Genomic DNA, 15,090 nt, shown 5'->3' with positions numbered 1-15,090 from the left:
GAAGTTGAGGTAGGCCGGGCGGAGTTGAGGCGGGGCCGGGCGGAGTTGGGCCCGGTCGGGTGGATTTGATACCGGCCGGGTGGAGTTGAGACCGGCCGGAGGCAGCTGGACCGGGTCGGAGGCGGCTGGACCGGGTCGGAGGCGGCTGCGCCGCGGTCCCGGCCGGCAGGCCTCGTTCGCGCGGTCCCCGGCTCGGCCCGGCGACGGTGTCAGCGGGCGTTGCGGGCCAGTTCGAGGGCGTAGCCCGGCCACCAGTCGCCCGCCTTCGGGCCGCCCTTGCAGGTGCCGTCCGACTCCCCGGGGCGCTTGATCCAGAGGTAGCCGGATATCAGGGGGTCGCCGGTCCGGGTGGTGGGTGGAGTGCCCAGGGCGCGGCCGGGTGGGTTGCACCAGCTCTCCCGGTCGTCGCCGCCCGGGGCCGGGCCGTTGCCGTTGCGGCTGGTGTCGATGACGAAGTGCTTGCCGCCGACGAGAGCGGAGAGGCGTGTGCCGTATGCGGTGTTCTCCTTCGTGGTCTGGTAGTTGGAGACGTTCAGCGCGAAGCCGTCGGCGCGGTCGATACCGGCCCGCTTGAGGGGCTCGGCCATCCGGGCCGGATCCTTGATCCAGTGCGGATTGCCGGCGTCCAGATAAACCGTGGTGTGCGGCAGTGCCTTGAGCTTGCCGACCGCCTCCGTCAGCAGGGCGTAGCGCTCCTCCTGGAACTGCGCAGGGGTGCATCCGTCCGCGAGGTGCGGCAGCGCATCCGGCTCCAGGACGACCGTGGTGGCGCGATCGCCGATGCCCTTGAGGACGCCGTCCAGCCAGGCGCGGTACGCGTTGCCGTCGGCGGCGCCACCGCGGGAGTAGCGGCCGCAGTCGCGGTGCGGGATGTTGTAGAGGACCAGCAGCGCCTCACGGCCGGCCCGGTCGGCCGCCTCGGTGAAGCCGCGGGCCTGGCCCTGCGGGTTGTCGACGCCTATCCATTCGGCGACCGGCTGCCGGGCGATCCGGTCGACCAGCCGGGCCTCGCCGGTCTTGCCTTCCTTGCCGTACGCGGACACCTGGCGGGCGGCCGTACTGTCCGGGTTGACCCAGTAGGGCGTCACGGACCGGGGGCGCTGACCGGGCCTGCCGGACACGGAGGCGTCGCCGCCGCCGCTGTCGCCGCCGGCACTTCCGGACGACGAGCAGCCCGTGAGCAGCAGCATCACCGCCGCCAGCGGCGCCACCCCTTTCACGGCGGACCGCCGCAGTTTGCCGTACCTCACTTCCACTCCCCCCTCGGAGCACGGAACACAGGGAACTGACAGAACGGTTGGGACAGTTGGGATAGTTGAAATAGTGGGAACGGTTGGAAATGCCGGCGCGAGACCGGTACAAGACCGGCAAACGACTGCCGGACGGAGTCATCGTGGCACACCGCAACCGCGCCGCAGTGAGCCTGTGGACAACCTGTCCACAGGCCCCTACCGCGGCCGGGCGTAGGCACGGCGTAGGCAGTGGCGTAGCGCGTCAGTGGCGGAGCGCGCCGGCGGGCTGATAGCCGGTCAGGTAGGCCGAGACCACCACCACGTTCCTGCCGTCGGGGGCCTCTCCGGTCAGCCGGAGTTCGGAGCGGCCGGGGTCGTGGGCGGCGTGGGCCGTACGGGCGTCGAAGTGGGCCCGGTCGTGGAGCTGGACGTCCTCGACGGTGAACCGGAGCGTACTCCCGTCGGAACGCACGACGTCGACCCACTGCCCCGGCGCGAGACCGCTGAGCGACGGACGGCGGGCCCCGGTCAGCCCCTCCCGGCCACCGGTCAGCCCCTCCCGGCCATCGGTCAGTTCCTCCTGGCCATCGGTCAGTTCCTCCCGGCCGCCGGTCGCGTCATCCCGGCCGCCGATCACGTAGTTCCCGCCGCCACTACCGCCCCGCAGGTTGAGCAGCGCCGTGCCCGCCTCGCCCGGTTGCGGCCCCCGGGCGTACCACCGGATCGCCACGTCGGACATCACCGGTGCGCCGATGCGCAACCGGCTCGGTCGTACGGCGGCGGGGTCCGGGACCGGGGCGTGGGCATGGGCGTGGGCGTGCGGGGGTGCCTGGCGGCCCAACGGGCGGCCGACGGCGGCGACATCGCCGGTCGTGGTGAGCGGGGCGGCCACCCCGTCGGCCAGGTCGCGACCCCACAGCCACAGTCCCAGCAGCAGAACCGCCCAGGCCACTCCGGCCAGCAGCTGTCCGGGACGGCCATGACTGGTGGCGTGGGGTCCCTCGTCTGCTTGAGGTCTCTCCTCCTCAGCCTTCATCCGCCTCGCCCTGCCGTTCGCGGCGCAGACGCAGCCGGAGCCGCAGCAGCTGCCCCGCGATGACCAGGATCGCGCCGCCGGCCAGTACCAGGCCGACGGCCGAGGTGCTGCTCAGCTCGCGGCGCGGGGCGGGGTGCAGGGCCGGGTGGAGCGGTACCGGCCCGGACACGGCGGCCGCGAGCCGGGCGGGCGCGGGGTGCGCGCCGCCGTGTGCGGCCGGCGGGCGGGTGACGGAGACCGTGTCGGTCCGGGCGCCGTACGGGTCTGACGCGTACGCCGGCGCCATCGTCACCGCCGCGGCCGCGACCGCGGCGCAGAGAGCGAGTTGCGGTGAGCCCATGGTGAACCTCCGATGCCTTTGAAGGTCCGCCCCCACGGGCCCGCCCGCATCCGGTGCGGCCCGAAGCTGCGCCGTTCGAGTGGCGGGTCACCCCTTGGCGGGTCGTCCACTGGCGGCCGTCTCCTGGCGGGTCACTTCCTGACGGGTCCTCCTCCCGGGTCGCCCGATGCGGGGCAGGTCGTGGCGTGTGCGCCGGTGGGTGACCAGGGGCGGGCGCGGTGCGGGTTCGCGACCCGTACGGGATCCGTTCGACCGCCCCCCAGGGCCAGCCGCAGCGCCCCCACCAGCCGCCCGCCGGCCTCCTACCGACCCTCCGCCGACCTCCGCCGGCCCTTCCCCGGCGCCCTCCCGGTCTTCTCCCCGCCCTCTTCCCGCCCTCTCCCCGCCTTCTCCCGGTCCTGTCCCCGTGATGGCGCACCGGCCGGAGCTGCTCGTACGGTAGGACCATGACCGAGCGCAAGCCCATCGAATCCTGGCTCACCGACATGGACGGCGTCCTGATGCACGAAGGCGTCCCCGTGCCCGGTGCCGATCGCTTCATCAAGAAGCTGCGCGATTCCGGCCGGCCCTTCCTGGTGCTCACCAACAATTCCATCTATACCGCGCGCGATCTGCACGCCCGGCTGAACCGGATCGGGCTCGAAGTGCCGGCCGAGAACATCTGGACTTCCGCTCTGGCGACCGCCACGTTCCTGGACAACCAGCACCCGGGCGGTACGGCGTACGTCATCGGCGAGGCGGGGCTGACCACCGCGCTGCACGACGCCGGTTACGTGATGACGGACCTGAACCCGGATTTCGTGATCCTGGGCGAGACGCGGACGTATTCGTTCGAGGCTCTGACCAAGGCGATCCGGCTGATCAATGACGGTGCCCGGTTCATCGCCACGAATCCCGACAACACCGGCCCGTCCCCCGCGGGTGCCCTGCCGGCGACCGGATCGGTGGCGGCGCTGATCACCAAGGCGACGGGCAAGGAGCCGTACTTCGTCGGGAAGCCCAACCCGCTGATGATGCGCAGCGCGTTGAACACCATCGGTGCCCACTCCGAGACCTCCGCCATGATCGGCGACCGTATGGACACCGATGTGCTGGCGGGGCTGGAGGCCGGGATGGAGACCTTCCTGGTGCTGACGGGCCTGACGAGCCGTAACGACATCGATCGCTACCCGTACCGTCCGACCAACGTGGTGGACTCCATCGCGGACCTCGTCGACCTGGTCTGAGCCGGGACGCGGGCCCGCCGCCGCGCGGGGGGGCTCGCCCCCCGTCCCGCCCGGCCCCGGCCCGACCCACCCCGACCCGGCCTGCCCCATCCCACCCCGCCCCCGGATTCAGCTTCCGGTTGCCGTCTTCCAGGCGTCCACGTACGCGTCCAGGTTCTTGTCGATGTCCTTCCAGTCGGGCTGGAAGACCTCGACGTCCTTCATGAGGGCGGCGAGGGCCTTGGCGTGGGCGTCGGTGGGCTTGATGTCCTTGCGGGCGGTGAAGCCGCCGCCGACCGCGGAGACCTCCTGCTGGACCCCGGGCGAGAGCAGGTAGTCGAGGAACTTCTTGGCGTTGGCGGTGTGCGGGGCGTTCTTGACCAGGCCGGCGGCGTACGGGAGCGCGAAGGTGGTGGGCCGGGCGCCGGGCTTCGCCGCGGGGAAGAAGATGCCCTGGTCCGGCATCGACTTCATGTTGGCGTAGTTCATCTGGACGTCCCCGTTGGCGACCAGGAGTTCACCCTTGTCCGTCTTGGGGGCGAGCTGGCCGGTGGAGGAGGACGGGCCGACGTTGTTGGCCTGGAGCCTGCCGAGGAACTTCATGGCCGGGCCCTGGCCGCCGAAGTCGTGCAGCGCCTTGATGAGGACGGCGGTGCCGTCGCCGGCGACGCCCGGGGTGGAGTACTGGAGGCGGTTCCGGAACGCCGGCTTCGTCAGGTCCTGCCAGGTGGCGGGGGGCTGCTTGAGCTGCTTCTTGTTGTAGATGAAGCAGAAGTAGTTGTTGACGACGGAGGTCCACCGGCCGGCCGGGTCCTTGTCGGCCGCGGTGACCTGGTCGGATCCCTTGGGGCGGTAGGTGTCCAGCAGTCCCTTGCCGTCGGCCTGCTGGATGAACGGCGGGAGGGTGACGACGACGTCCGCCTTGGTGTTGGCGCGTTCGCGGGCCAGGCGCTGGACGGCGACGCCGGAGCCGAGTTCGACGTAGTTGACCTTGATACCGGTCTTCTTGCGGAAGTCCGCGAAGACCTTGTCGTAGAAGCCGTCCCCCTGCTCGCTCTTGAGGCCGTCGGCGCTGTAGACGGTGATCTCCTTGGCGTCGGGGTCGGCCGAGGCGCCGCCGCAGGCGGTGAGCGAGACGCCGAGGAGGAGGACGCCGCAGCCGGCGGCGAGCGGGGTGAGCGGGAGACGGGGAGCGAACGGGCGGTGACGGGGCGCGAACGGACGGGGAGCGAACGGACGGGGGGCCACGGGGCGGGAAGCGGCAGCGGGCATGGCGGGGAACTCCTCAGTGGTGCAAGGGACTTGGGGTGGTCAGCGGTAGCCGGCCCTGGTGCGGAGGCGGGAGACGGCGAGGAGGACGAGGAGGGTGGTGGCCATGAGGGCCACGGCCAGGGCGGCGCCGGAGAAGAGGGCGCCGCGGTCGGTGGCGGCGAAGATCTGCACCGGGAGCGGCAGCCAGTCCGGTGGGTAGAGCATCATCGTGGCGCTCAACTCGCCCATGGACAGGGCGAAGCAGAGGCCGGCGGCGGCGGTGAGGGACGGCAGCAGCAGGGGGAGTGTGACCCGCCACAGCACGTACGCGGGGCGGGCGCCGAGGCCGGCCGCGCTCTGCTCGTACGCCGGGTCGAGGCGGGCCAGTGCGGCGGTCACGGACTGGTGGGCGAAGGCGGTGACGAGCACCGTGTGGGCGAGGATCACGATCTGCGGGGTGCCGTTGAGCAGCAGCGGCGGCCGGGAGAACGCGACGAGCAGGGCGAGGCCCACCACCACGGACGGGACGGCCAGCGGCAGCAGGAAGAGGCCGTCGAGGACGCGGCGGGCGCGCCGCCCGAGCCGCTGGGCGGCCAGCGCGGCCCAGGTGCCGGCGGCGAGCGCGGCCAGGCTCGCGGCGAGGGCGGTGCCGAGGCTGGTGAGCAGGGCGGTGAGGGCGTCGCCCCGGGCCAGGTCGCGGTAGTGGGCGAGGGTCGCGCCGGACGGCAGGGCGCCGCTCCAGTTGGTGGCGAAGGACGCGGCGACGATCACCAGCAGGGGCAGTGCGAAGAGCGGCAGGAACAGGGCGAGGAAGAGGACGTGGAGGACCCGGCGGGCGGGCTTACTGGACACCAGCACGGTGCGGCACACCTCCTGTGCGGGGAGCGGCAGGGCCGCCACTACGGGCTCCGGCGGTGCGGGTTCCGGCGGCGCGACCGGCAGAACTGGCGGTCGTGGTGGGCGTGGTGTGTGTGGTGTGCGCGGCGCGCGTGGTGTGTGTGGTGCGCGTGGTGCGCGGCATCACCGCCCGGTAGAGGGCGTAGAGCGCGACGGACAGGGCGATGTTGACGACGGCGACGACGCAGGCGCCGGTGTAGTCGCCGTCGAGGAGGGCCTTGCTGTAGACGAGGACGGGGAGGGTGACCACGTCCTTGGCTCCGGTGAAGAGCACGATGCCGAATTCGTTGAGGCACAGCACGAGGACCAGCGCGCCGCCCGCCGCGAGCGCGGGCCGCGCCTCCGGGAGGATCACCGTGCGTACGATCCGCCACGGCCGGGCGCCCAGGGAGGCGGCGGCCTCCAGCTGCCCGGTGTCCACCTGGGAGAAGGCGGCGAGCAGCGGCCGCATCACGAACGGGGTGAAGTAGGTGACCTCGGCCAGCAGGACGCCCCAGGGGGTGTGCAGGAAGTCCAGGGGTCCGTGGGAGGCGCCGGTCAGGTCGGTCCAGACGCCGTTGGCGATGCCGACGGTGCCGTAGAGGAAGAGCAGGGCGAGGGTGATGAGGAAGGAGGGGAAGGCGAGGAAGAGTTCGATGAAGCGGGCCAGGGCCCGGCCGCCGGGGAACGGGACGAAGGCGATCACGAGGGAGAGCGCGAGGCCGAGGAGGAGGGCGCCGGCGGTGGCGCCGGCCGCGATCAGCACGGTGTGGGTGAGCGCGGTGCCGAACGACGTCTCGGCGAAGACCTCGGCGTACGGGGTGAGGGAGTGGCCGCCGTCCTCGGGGCTGACGGACTGCCAGGCCACCAGGGCGAGCGGGTAGAGGAAGACCAGGCCGAGCGCGGCGAGCGGCGGGAGGGCCCACAGGGCCGCCGTGGACCGGGCTCCCGAGGACGGCTCATCGGTCATCGCGGGCACCGTCCTCGGTGAGCCCGGCCGGGATCAGCACCGCGTCCTCGGGCGCGAAGTGCAGCGCGACCTGCTCGCCCAGCGGTGGTGTGGTGCGGAGTTCGGTGACGTCGGCCATGACGCGGTGGCCGTCGACGGACACGTACAGGCGGTGGGTGGCGCCCCGCCACTGCACTTCGGTGGTCTTCCCGTGCAGGGTGTTGCCGTCGCCGGGGGCGGCGCCGAGGCCGACGAGGTGCGGGCGGACGCAGAGCGTGGCGCGGGCGCCGTCGGCCAGCCCGTCCGGCACCGGCACGGTCAGCGGCCGGCCCGCGAGGTCGACGTCGCCGGGCCCGCGCACGGTCACCGGCAGCAGGTTCGCGGTGCCCACGAAGGAGGCGGTGAACTCGGTGCGCGGCCGCCGGTAGAGCTCCTGCGGGGTGCCGCAGTCGCGCAGCCGGGCCCGGTCCAGGACGGCGATCCGGTCGGCCAGGGTGAGTGCCTCGACCTGGTCGTGGGTGACGTAGAGCATGGTGATGTCGGGCAACTCGCGGTGCAGGCGGGCGAGTTCGGCGAGCATGCCGGAGCGGAGCCGGGCGTCGAGCGCGGACAGCGGTTCGTCCAGGAGCAGCACGCCGGGGCGGATGGCCAGGGCCCGGGCGAGGGCGACCCGCTGCTGCTGCCCGCCGGACAGTTCGCGGGGGTGCCGGCCGGCGTAGGCGGCCATCCCGGTCATCTCCAGGGCCTCGGCGACCCGGCCGGGGATCTCGGCGCGCGGCGTCTTCTGTGCCTTGAGGCCGAAGGCGACGTTCTCGGCGACCTTCATGTGGGGGAAGAGCGCGTACTGCTGGACGACCATGCCGATGCCGCGCCGGTACGGCGGGAGTCCGGTGACGTCCCGGCCGCCGATCAGGACGCGGCCGGAGGCGGGGCGGACGAAGCCGGCGACCGTGCGCAGGGCGGTGGTCTTGCCGGAGCCGGACGGGCCGAGCAGGGCCATCACCTCGCCGGGTTCGACGGTCAGGTCGAAGGAGTCCAGGACGGTCTGCCCGCCGTGTGTGCCGTAGGTGACGGTGACGTGGTCGAAGCGGATGCCGGAGGCGGGCCGGTCCGGTGCCGCGGGGCGGTCGGTGGGCGGGGCGGACGCCGGGGTGGCGGGGGTGGTCGGGGCGGGCATCTCACACCACTCCCAGCAGCGCGGGCAGTTCGGCGACCGAGCCGAGGACGTGGGTGGCGCCGGCGGCCTCCAGTTGCGCCCGGTCGTGCGCGCCGGTGAGGACCCCGGCGACGACGGGGGCGCCGGCCCGCAGCCCGGAGAGCATGTCGTACGAGGTGTCGCCGGCCACCGCGATCCGGTGGACGGAGTCGGTGGCGCGGGTGCGCAGCAGGGCCGTGAGGACCATGTCGGGGTACGGGCGGCCGCGGCCGCCGGCGTCGGCCGGGCAGAGGGTGAGCGGGACGAGGTCCTGCCAGCCGAGGGCGGCGAGGATGGCGTCCTGGGTGACCCGGGCGAAGCCGGTGGTGAGCACGACGGTGCGGCCGGCGTCCCGGAGCGCCTCGATGGCCTCGCGGGCGCCGGGGACGGGCGCGATCCGGCCGTCGTCGACGAGTGCGCCGTAGGCCGTCTCGAAGGCGGTGTTGGCGCGCCGGGCCGCGGTCTCGTCGCCGAAGAGGTGGCGGAAGACGGAGATCTTCGACTCGCCCATGGTGGCCCGTACGTAGGCGAGTTTCGCGGCGTGGTCGGGGCTGCCCGGCTCGACGCCGAGGTGCCGGGCGGCGGCGTCGAAGGCCCGCTCGACCAGGCCGCCGTCGGCGACGGTGGTGCCGGCCATGTCGAGGACGACCAGCTGGATGCCGTGCTCAGGCGTGCTGTGCCCGGGTGTGCTGTTCCCGGGCCTGCTGTTCTCGGGTGGGTGCTGCGTCAACGGGCTCACCATCCCAGGTCGTCGGCGGTCCGCTCGGCGATCGCCGGGGAGCAGGTCATGCCGCGGCCGCCGGGCCCGGTCACCAGCCAGACGCCGTCCCGGACCTGCTGGCGGTGGACGACCCGGGCGGGGTCGGTGCACTGGGCGTAGACCCCGGCCCAGCGGTGGCGGATGCGGGGCAGCGGGCGGCCCAGGAGCGCCTCGACGACGCCGGTGAGGTGCTCGTAGGGCTCCTCGACGGTGTCGAAGGCGAACGGCGTCGCGTACTCGTGGGTGTCGCCGATGGTCAGTCCGCCGTCGGCGCGCTGGACCATCAGCAACTGCATCTTGTGCGCGGCGGCGGTCGGGGCCTGCGCCTGGCCGGCGTTGAGCGCGTCCAGGGCGTCGCCGCGGTAGGCCGGGTAGTAGCGGAAGCTGTCGGCGTCGGCGACGGAGGTGGTCAGCGGCTCGCCGAGCGGATCGGTCTGCATCATCTGGAGCCGCACCCGGCGCACCGGCAGGTCGGGGGCGAGCTCGCGGACCAGACCGCCGAGCCAGGCGCCGGTGCACAGCACGACCGCGTCGCCGTGGTGGGTGTCGCCGTGGTCGTCGCGGACGGCGCGTTCGCCGGCCACTGCGCGGACCTCCCGGCCGCCGAGGTAGGTGTACCGGCCGGACGCCAGCAGTTCCTCCTTCAGTGCCCGCTGGGCGACCCGGGGTTCGACGGCCGCGTCCCGCTCGCACCACAGCGCGCCGGTGAACTCCCCGCGCAGGGCCGGGTTGAGGGCCCGCGCATCCGCGGCGTCCAGCAGCCGGTAGCCGCGGGCGGCGGCGTCCGGGCGGCGGGTGGCGGCCTCGGCGACGGCCCGCTCGGCGTCGTTCCTGACGACCGTCAGCGAGCCGATGGCCCGGAAGCCGAGTGCCGGGACGCGGGCGCCGATGCCCTCCCACAGCTCGCGGGCGCGCAGTGCGGTCGCCAGCTCCTCGCCGCCGGCCCGGCCGCTGATCCAGATCTGTCCGAAGTTGCGGACCGAGGCGCCGCGGGCCTCGGCCTCCCGTTCCAGGTGGAGGACCTCGTGGCCCCGTTCGATGGCGTGCCAGGCGTGCAGGGTTCCCAGCACGCCGGCTCCGACGACTATGACTCGCATGGCCCAGACGGTCCTGGCGGCGGATGTCCCGCGAAGGGCGGTCCGGCGTCGGAACAGTGAACAGGGCATCACGCTTGGCCTAGACCCGTTATCTTCTCGTGATACCGAGGGCCTTCGTCCCGTACGGGCCGACGCCGGCTCAGCTCCGCCCGGCGGGCGTCCCCAGGTGGGTGGTGAAGGAGAACCGGTCGCCCCGGTAGAGCGAGCGCACCCGCTCCAGCGGCCGGCCCCCGGTGTCACGGGACAGCCGGTGGATCAGCAGCATCGGCAGCGCCCCCGGCGTACCGATCAGCAACGCCTCGCGGGGCGTGGCCAGTACGGTCTCCAGCCGCTCGTCCGCGTCCCCGAAGGCGATGCCGAGCCGCTCGCGGAGGTAGGCGTAGAAGGACGAGTCCGGCTCGAAGTCGGCAGCCAGGTCCGGGACCCGGGCGAGGGCGACGTACGTGCTCTCCAGCCCGACCCGTTCGTCGTCGGCGAGCAGCACCCGCTCCATGTGCCATACCGGATCCCCCGCTTCGAGGCCCAGGTCGGCGGCGAGCGCCGGCGGGCAGGGGAAGCGGTCCAGGCCGACGAGGTGCCGGCCGGGGCGGCGGCCCTGGCCGCGTACGCCCTCCGTGTAGCTGGCGAGGGCCAGCGGCTGCTCCAGCTTGGGTCCGGCGACGACCGTGCCGCGCCCCGCCCGCCGCAGCCGCCCCTCCAGCACGAGCTCGCGCAGGGCCTGCCGCAGCGTCTCCCGCGAGACCTCGAACCGCGCCGCCAGTTCGCGCTCGGTGGGCAGCACCTCGCCCTCGCCCAACTCCGCGAGCAGCGCGGCGATCTCGACCTTGGCCGCGTAGTACTTGGGGATGCGCCCGTGCTCGGGGACGCCGGACCGGACGGGCGCGCCAGGATCCTGGCCGTACATGAACTCCACGCGGTGATCCTCGCACCCGGGGGCGGGCCGGCCGGGGACCGGGCCGCGGATATCCGGGCGACAGCCGGGCGCGGCCGGTGGCACGCTGGACGCATGCTCGATCACATCGCGGTCCAGGTGACGGACGTGGCGGCCAGCGCCGCCTTCTACGACCGGGTGCTCGCCCCGCTCGGCGGCGTACGGACGAAGGAGTTCGGGGAGTTCCTCTGCTTCGGCACGACGGGCCACACGCTCTGGCTCGTCCCGGCCACGGACGAGGGCCCGGGCCGCGAACTCCATCTGGCGTTCAGCGCGCCGGACCGGGCGGCGGTCGACGCCTTCCACGCCGCGGCGGTCGCGGCCGGCGCGGAGTCGCTGCACGCGCCGCGGGTGTGGCCGGAGTACCACGAGGCGTACTACGGGGCCTTCGTCCGCGATCCCGACGGCCACAACATCGAGGCGGTCTGCCACACGCCGTAGGGGCGGGGCACGCGCCACGGGGAACGCGGCGCCCGCGCCCGCCGGCCCGTCAGTCCCCCTGCCCGGCCCGCCGTACGGGCCGGTGGCCGCCGAAGAGCGGGGCGAGGACCAGCTCCGCCGCGCCGTCGGCGACCGTGCGGGCGGCGCCGGGGGCGAGCGCGACGGACACCGCGGTCCGGGCGCCGGGGCCGCCGCGGGTGCGGGCCTGGGCGGCCAGCGCCCGGGACACCCCGCCGAGGAATTCCTCGGCGTGGTCGAGGACGGTGCGCCCACCGAGCAGGACCCGGTCGATGTCGAGGAGTTCGACGAGATTGGCCGCGCCCACGCCCAGCGCCCGCGCGGCGCCCGGGAGATCACCGCGGGCCACCGCCGCCAGGCACAGCGCCTCTATGCAGCCCCGCTGTCCGCAACTACAGCGCGGACCGTCCAACTGGACGATCTGGTGGCCGAATTCGCCGGCGCCGGTGCGCGGGCCGCGGTAGAGGCTGCCGCCCAGGACGAGCCCGGCACCGAGGCCGGTGCCCAGATGCAGATAGCCGAAGGAGCCCGCGCCCGCGGGCATGCCCTGCGCGAGCCCGAGCGCCGCGGCATTGGTGTCCTTGTCGAGCACGGCGGGCAGGCCGAACCGCGCGGCGAGGACGTCCCGCAGCGGGAAGCCGTCCCACTCGGGGGCACCGGTGACGCGGTGCAGCACCCCTGAGGTGTGGTCCAGCGGGCCCGGGCAGGCCACGCCCACGCCCAGGACCGGCGGCCCCGCGGCCTCGGCGAGCAGCGCCGCGACCTCCCGTTCGACGGTGCCGAGCACCTGCTCCGCGCCCGCGGCCAGGGCGAGCGGGGCATGCCGGACGGCGACCGCGCGGCCGGCGAGGTCGACGCGGACGGCGGTGAGCTCGTCGCGGTCCAGATGCAGCCCGACGGCATGCCGGGCGCCGGGGACCAGCCGCAGGGCGGTGGCGGGTTTGCCGCCCGTCGAGGCGCGGCGGCCGGCCTCGGCGGCCAGGCCCTCGGTACGCAGCCGCGCGGTGATCTTGCTGACCGCCTGCGGGTCAGCCCGGTCTGCGCGGCGAGCTCCAGCCGGCTGACCCCCGCTTCCCCGGCCGCGCGCAGCAGGCCCAGCACCAGCGCGGTGTTGTGCCCGCGCAGGGCGAGGAGGTTGGCGCCCACCGAACCGGCGACGCCGCCGAAAGAAGGGAAATCGGTGCTGGTCACGCCCCCATTGTCCGTCAAGGCTTGCACTTAAGCAACAGCGTTGCTTAAGTGGTGGACATGAGTGAGACGAGCGAGAAGAGCCCGATCGGCGCACCGCAGCGGAACGGCGGCTCCCCCGGCGCACCCCTGCGGGTCGGCCTGCTCGGCTACGGCCTGGCCGGCTCCGTCTTCCACGCCCCGCTGATCGCGGCCACCGACGGGCTGCTGCTCGATACCGTCTCCACCAGCAGTCCGGAGCGGCAGGCGCAGGCCCGCGCCGAGCATCCGCAGGTGCGGACGGTCGCCACCGCCGAGGCGGTCCTCGACCGCGCCGCCGAGCTGGACCTGATCGTGGTGGCGTCGCCCAACAAGACCCATGTGCCGCTCGCCACCGCGGCGTTGGAGGCCGGTCTGCCGGTGGTCGTCGACAAGCCGCTGGCCGCCACGGCCGCGGAGGCCGACAAGCTCGCCGCACTCGCCGCCGACCGCGGCCTGCTGCTCTCCGTCTTCCAGAACCGCCGCTGGGACAACGACTTCCGCACCGTCCGCAAGCTCGTCGAGGAGGGTGCCCTCGGCGAGGTGCAGCGCTTCGAGTCCCGCTTCGAGCGCTGGCGCCCGACCCCCAAGGGCGGCTGGCGCGAGTCCGGCGACCCCGCCGAGATCGGCGGCCTCCTCTACGACCTCGGCAGCCACCTCGTAGACCAGGCGCTGACCCTCTTCGGCCCGGTCGTCTCCGTCTACGCCGAGTCCGACGTCCGCCGCCCCGGCGCCGAGGCCGACGACGACACCTTCCTCGCCCTCACCCACGCCAACGGCGTCCGCTCGCACCTCTGGGTGAGCGCCACCGCCGCCCTGCTGGGCCCCCGCTTCCGGGTGCTGGGCAGCAAGGCGGGCTACACCAAGCACGGCCTCGACCCCCAGGAGGCCGCCCTCCGCGAGGGCCGGCGCCCCGGCGACGAGGACGTGGAGTGGGGCGTGGAGCCGAAGGCCCGCTGGGGCCGCCTCGGCGCCGGCGCCTCCCCCCGGATGGGCGGCGGCGACCCTGTCCCCACCCTCCCGGGCGACTACCCCGCCTACTACGCCGCGATCGCCCGCGCCCTCCGCGAAGGCGGCGACCCCCCGGTCACCGCCACCGAAGCCGCGGCCACCCTCCGCGTCCTGGAGGCCGCGAAACGCTCGGCGGCGGAGGGAATCGTTGCACTTGGCTGATGCCCCACGTACCCGTCTGCGGCGCCGCGGGGCTCGCTCGCCGTTGCGCTTTGCGGCGCCCCGCACGTAGCTAGCCGTCGCGCCGCGGGTGTTGTTCGCCGTTGCGCCTGGCGGCGGGCGTTTGTGTTTTGGGTGCGGTGCCGGCCCTCCAGACTTCGTCCTCCGGTCCAGCCCCTCCCGTAGGTGGGAGTTCTTAGCTGGTTGGGGGCGGGCCTGGTCTGTTGCCTGCGCGCACGTGGGCATTACGTGCACCCCCACCGTCGTTTTCTTCCCCCTCACGGGAGGGGACGGGCCGGAGGGGCCGGTTGTGTGGACGTAAAGCGTCAGCAGTCCACACAACCGGCCCCGGAGGCCCGTCACCGCACCCACCACAACCCAGCCCGCCGCAGGCGCAACGGCGAGACGCTCCGCGGCGCCGCAGACAGGTACGTGCGGGGCGCCGCAAAGCGCAACGGCGAGACGACCCGCGGCGGGACGGCCAGGTACGTGGGAGGCAGCCCGCTAGGCAGCCTTCAACGGCTGCCTTTGGCGACCGAGCCCGTCGATTTCGAGCTCGACGACGTCGCCCGGCCTCAGGTACGGCTTGGGTTCGGGCCGGCCCATCGCGACGCCGGCCGGGGTGCCGGTGTTGATGACGTCGCCGGGATAGAGGGTCATGAACTGGCTGACGTAGCGGACCACTTCGGCCACCGGGAAGATCTGCTCCGCGGTCGTGCCGTCCTGCTTCAGGTCGCCGTTGACCCACAGCCGGATGCCGAGGGCCTGCGGGTCGGGTACCTCGTCGGCGGTCACCAGCCACGGGCCCAGCGGGTTGAACGTCTCGCAGTTCTTGCCCTTGTCCCACTGGCCGCCGCGCTCGATCTGGAAGGCGCGCTCCGAGACGTCGTGCGCCACCGCGTAACCGGCCACCGCCGCCAGTGCCTGCTCGTCGGTCTCCAGGTAGCGGGCGGTACGGCCGATCACGACCGCCAGCTCGACCTCCCAGTCGGTCTTCACGCTGCCGCGCGGGACGAGCACCGTGTCGTCCGGCCCGACGACCGTGTCCGGGGCCTTCATGAAGATGATCGGCTCCTCGGGGGTCGGGGCGCCGGTCTCGCGGGCGTGGTCGTGGTAGTTCAGCCCGATGCACACGATCTTGCCGATCCGGGCCACCGGCGGACCGGTGCGCAGCCCGGTGGCGTCCAGCGCGGGCAGGTCACCGGCGGCCGCGGCGGCCCGGATCCGGGCGAGTTTCCCGTCGTCCGCGAGCAGCGTTCCGTCGATGTCCGGCACCAGTCCCGACAGGTCCCGCAGGACCCCTTCCTCGTCGAGCAGCGCCGGGCGTTCCGCCCCCACCGTTCCGACACGCAGCAGCTTCATCGGTTCAACTCCCGTGGTCGA

The 15,090-nt window shown here is 73.7% G+C and carries 13 protein-coding genes and 2 pseudogenes; 3 read left to right on the top strand and 12 right to left on the bottom strand.

What is annotated here, in order from left to right; all coding sequences use genetic code 11:
* Positions 1 to 209: 209 nt before the first annotated feature.
* From OJ254_RS14070 to OJ254_RS14060, 3 genes are all read right to left on the bottom strand, one after another.
* The gene (locus OJ254_RS14070; RefSeq protein ID WP_265365151.1) at positions 210 to 1,190 is read right to left on the bottom strand and encodes a glycoside hydrolase family 6 protein; all 981 of its coding nucleotides are present in this window, start codon (positions 1,188 to 1,190) and stop codon (positions 210 to 212) included.
* Positions 1,191 to 1,494: 304 nt separating this feature from the next.
* On the bottom strand, positions 1,495 to 2,268 hold the full coding sequence (locus tag OJ254_RS14065) for a class F sortase (RefSeq protein WP_265362601.1): 774 nt from the start codon (positions 2,266 to 2,268) through the stop codon (positions 1,495 to 1,497).
* Positions 2,258 to 2,608 carry a hypothetical protein gene (locus OJ254_RS14060; protein ID WP_265362600.1) on the bottom strand — a complete coding sequence of 117 codons (351 nt, stop codon included), beginning with the start codon at positions 2,606 to 2,608 and terminating at the stop codon, positions 2,258 to 2,260. The genes OJ254_RS14065 and OJ254_RS14060 overlap by 11 nt, the downstream gene beginning before the upstream one ends.
* Before the next feature lie 446 nt (positions 2,609 to 3,054).
* Here OJ254_RS14060 and OJ254_RS14055 point away from each other — a divergent pair, with 446 nt between their 5' ends.
* Positions 3,055 to 3,834, top strand: a complete 780-nt coding sequence (locus OJ254_RS14055; RefSeq protein WP_265362599.1) for an HAD-IIA family hydrolase — start codon at positions 3,055 to 3,057, stop codon at positions 3,832 to 3,834.
* A gap of 108 nt (positions 3,835 to 3,942) precedes the next feature.
* Here the strand turns inward: OJ254_RS14055 and OJ254_RS14050 are convergent, their stop codons facing one another.
* The 7 genes and pseudogenes from OJ254_RS14050 to OJ254_RS14020 form a co-directional block, all read right to left on the bottom strand.
* Positions 3,943 to 5,085, bottom strand: a complete 1,143-nt coding sequence (locus OJ254_RS14050; RefSeq protein WP_265362598.1) for a 2-aminoethylphosphonate ABC transporter substrate-binding protein — start codon at positions 5,083 to 5,085, stop codon at positions 3,943 to 3,945.
* Positions 5,086 to 5,124: 39 nt separating this feature from the next.
* Positions 5,125 to 5,922, bottom strand: a complete 798-nt coding sequence (locus OJ254_RS14045; protein WP_265362597.1) for an ABC transporter permease — start codon at positions 5,920 to 5,922, stop codon at positions 5,125 to 5,127.
* 154 nt (positions 5,923 to 6,076) lie between these two features.
* A pseudogene (locus tag OJ254_RS14040) lies at positions 6,077 to 6,910 on the bottom strand (2-aminoethylphosphonate ABC transporter permease subunit); the annotation flags it as partial.
* On the bottom strand, positions 6,900 to 8,066 hold the full coding sequence (locus OJ254_RS14035; RefSeq protein WP_265362595.1) for an ABC transporter ATP-binding protein: 1,167 nt from the start codon (positions 8,064 to 8,066) through the stop codon (positions 6,900 to 6,902). The gene OJ254_RS14035 and the pseudogene OJ254_RS14040, both read right to left, overlap by 11 nt.
* 1 nt (position 8,067) lies before the next feature.
* Entirely contained in the window at positions 8,068 to 8,826 is a 759-nt protein-coding gene (locus OJ254_RS14030; protein ID WP_423835888.1) for a phosphonatase-like hydrolase, read from the bottom strand.
* Complete coding sequence (locus OJ254_RS14025; RefSeq protein WP_265362594.1) at positions 8,820 to 9,941, bottom strand: TIGR03364 family FAD-dependent oxidoreductase; 1,122 nt, start codon at positions 9,939 to 9,941, stop codon at positions 8,820 to 8,822. The genes OJ254_RS14030 and OJ254_RS14025 overlap by 7 nt, the downstream gene beginning before the upstream one ends.
* Before the next feature lie 139 nt (positions 9,942 to 10,080).
* On the bottom strand, positions 10,081 to 10,845 hold the full coding sequence (locus OJ254_RS14020; RefSeq protein WP_423836014.1) for a GntR family transcriptional regulator: 765 nt from the start codon (positions 10,843 to 10,845) through the stop codon (positions 10,081 to 10,083).
* Between the two features lie 102 nt (positions 10,846 to 10,947).
* Here OJ254_RS14020 and OJ254_RS14015 point away from each other — a divergent pair, with 102 nt between their 5' ends.
* Entirely contained in the window at positions 10,948 to 11,313 is a 366-nt protein-coding gene (locus OJ254_RS14015) for a VOC family protein (protein WP_265362592.1), read from the top strand.
* A gap of 49 nt (positions 11,314 to 11,362) precedes the next feature.
* On the opposite strand, the pseudogene OJ254_RS14010 reads toward OJ254_RS14015, so the two are convergent.
* Positions 11,363 to 12,522 (bottom strand): annotated as a pseudogene (locus OJ254_RS14010) (ROK family transcriptional regulator).
* 57 nt (positions 12,523 to 12,579) lie between these two features.
* On the opposite strand from OJ254_RS14010, the gene OJ254_RS14005 reads away from it, so the two are divergent.
* Positions 12,580 to 13,710, top strand: coding sequence for a Gfo/Idh/MocA family oxidoreductase (locus tag OJ254_RS14005; protein ID WP_265362590.1), 1,131 nt, complete (start codon positions 12,580 to 12,582; stop codon positions 13,708 to 13,710).
* Positions 13,711 to 14,211: 501 nt separating this feature from the next.
* Here OJ254_RS14005 and OJ254_RS14000 read toward each other — a convergent pair.
* A complete protein-coding gene (locus OJ254_RS14000; protein WP_265362589.1) occupies positions 14,212 to 15,069 on the bottom strand; it encodes a fumarylacetoacetate hydrolase family protein in 858 nt (285 codons plus the stop codon).
* Positions 15,070 to 15,090 lie beyond the last annotated feature (21 nt).

The organism is Streptomyces endophytica (genome assembly GCF_026153355.1).
Lineage (GTDB): Bacteria > Actinomycetota > Actinomycetes > Streptomycetales > Streptomycetaceae > Streptomyces > Streptomyces endophytica.
This window is presented reverse-complemented; position numbering and strand designations above follow the sequence as displayed.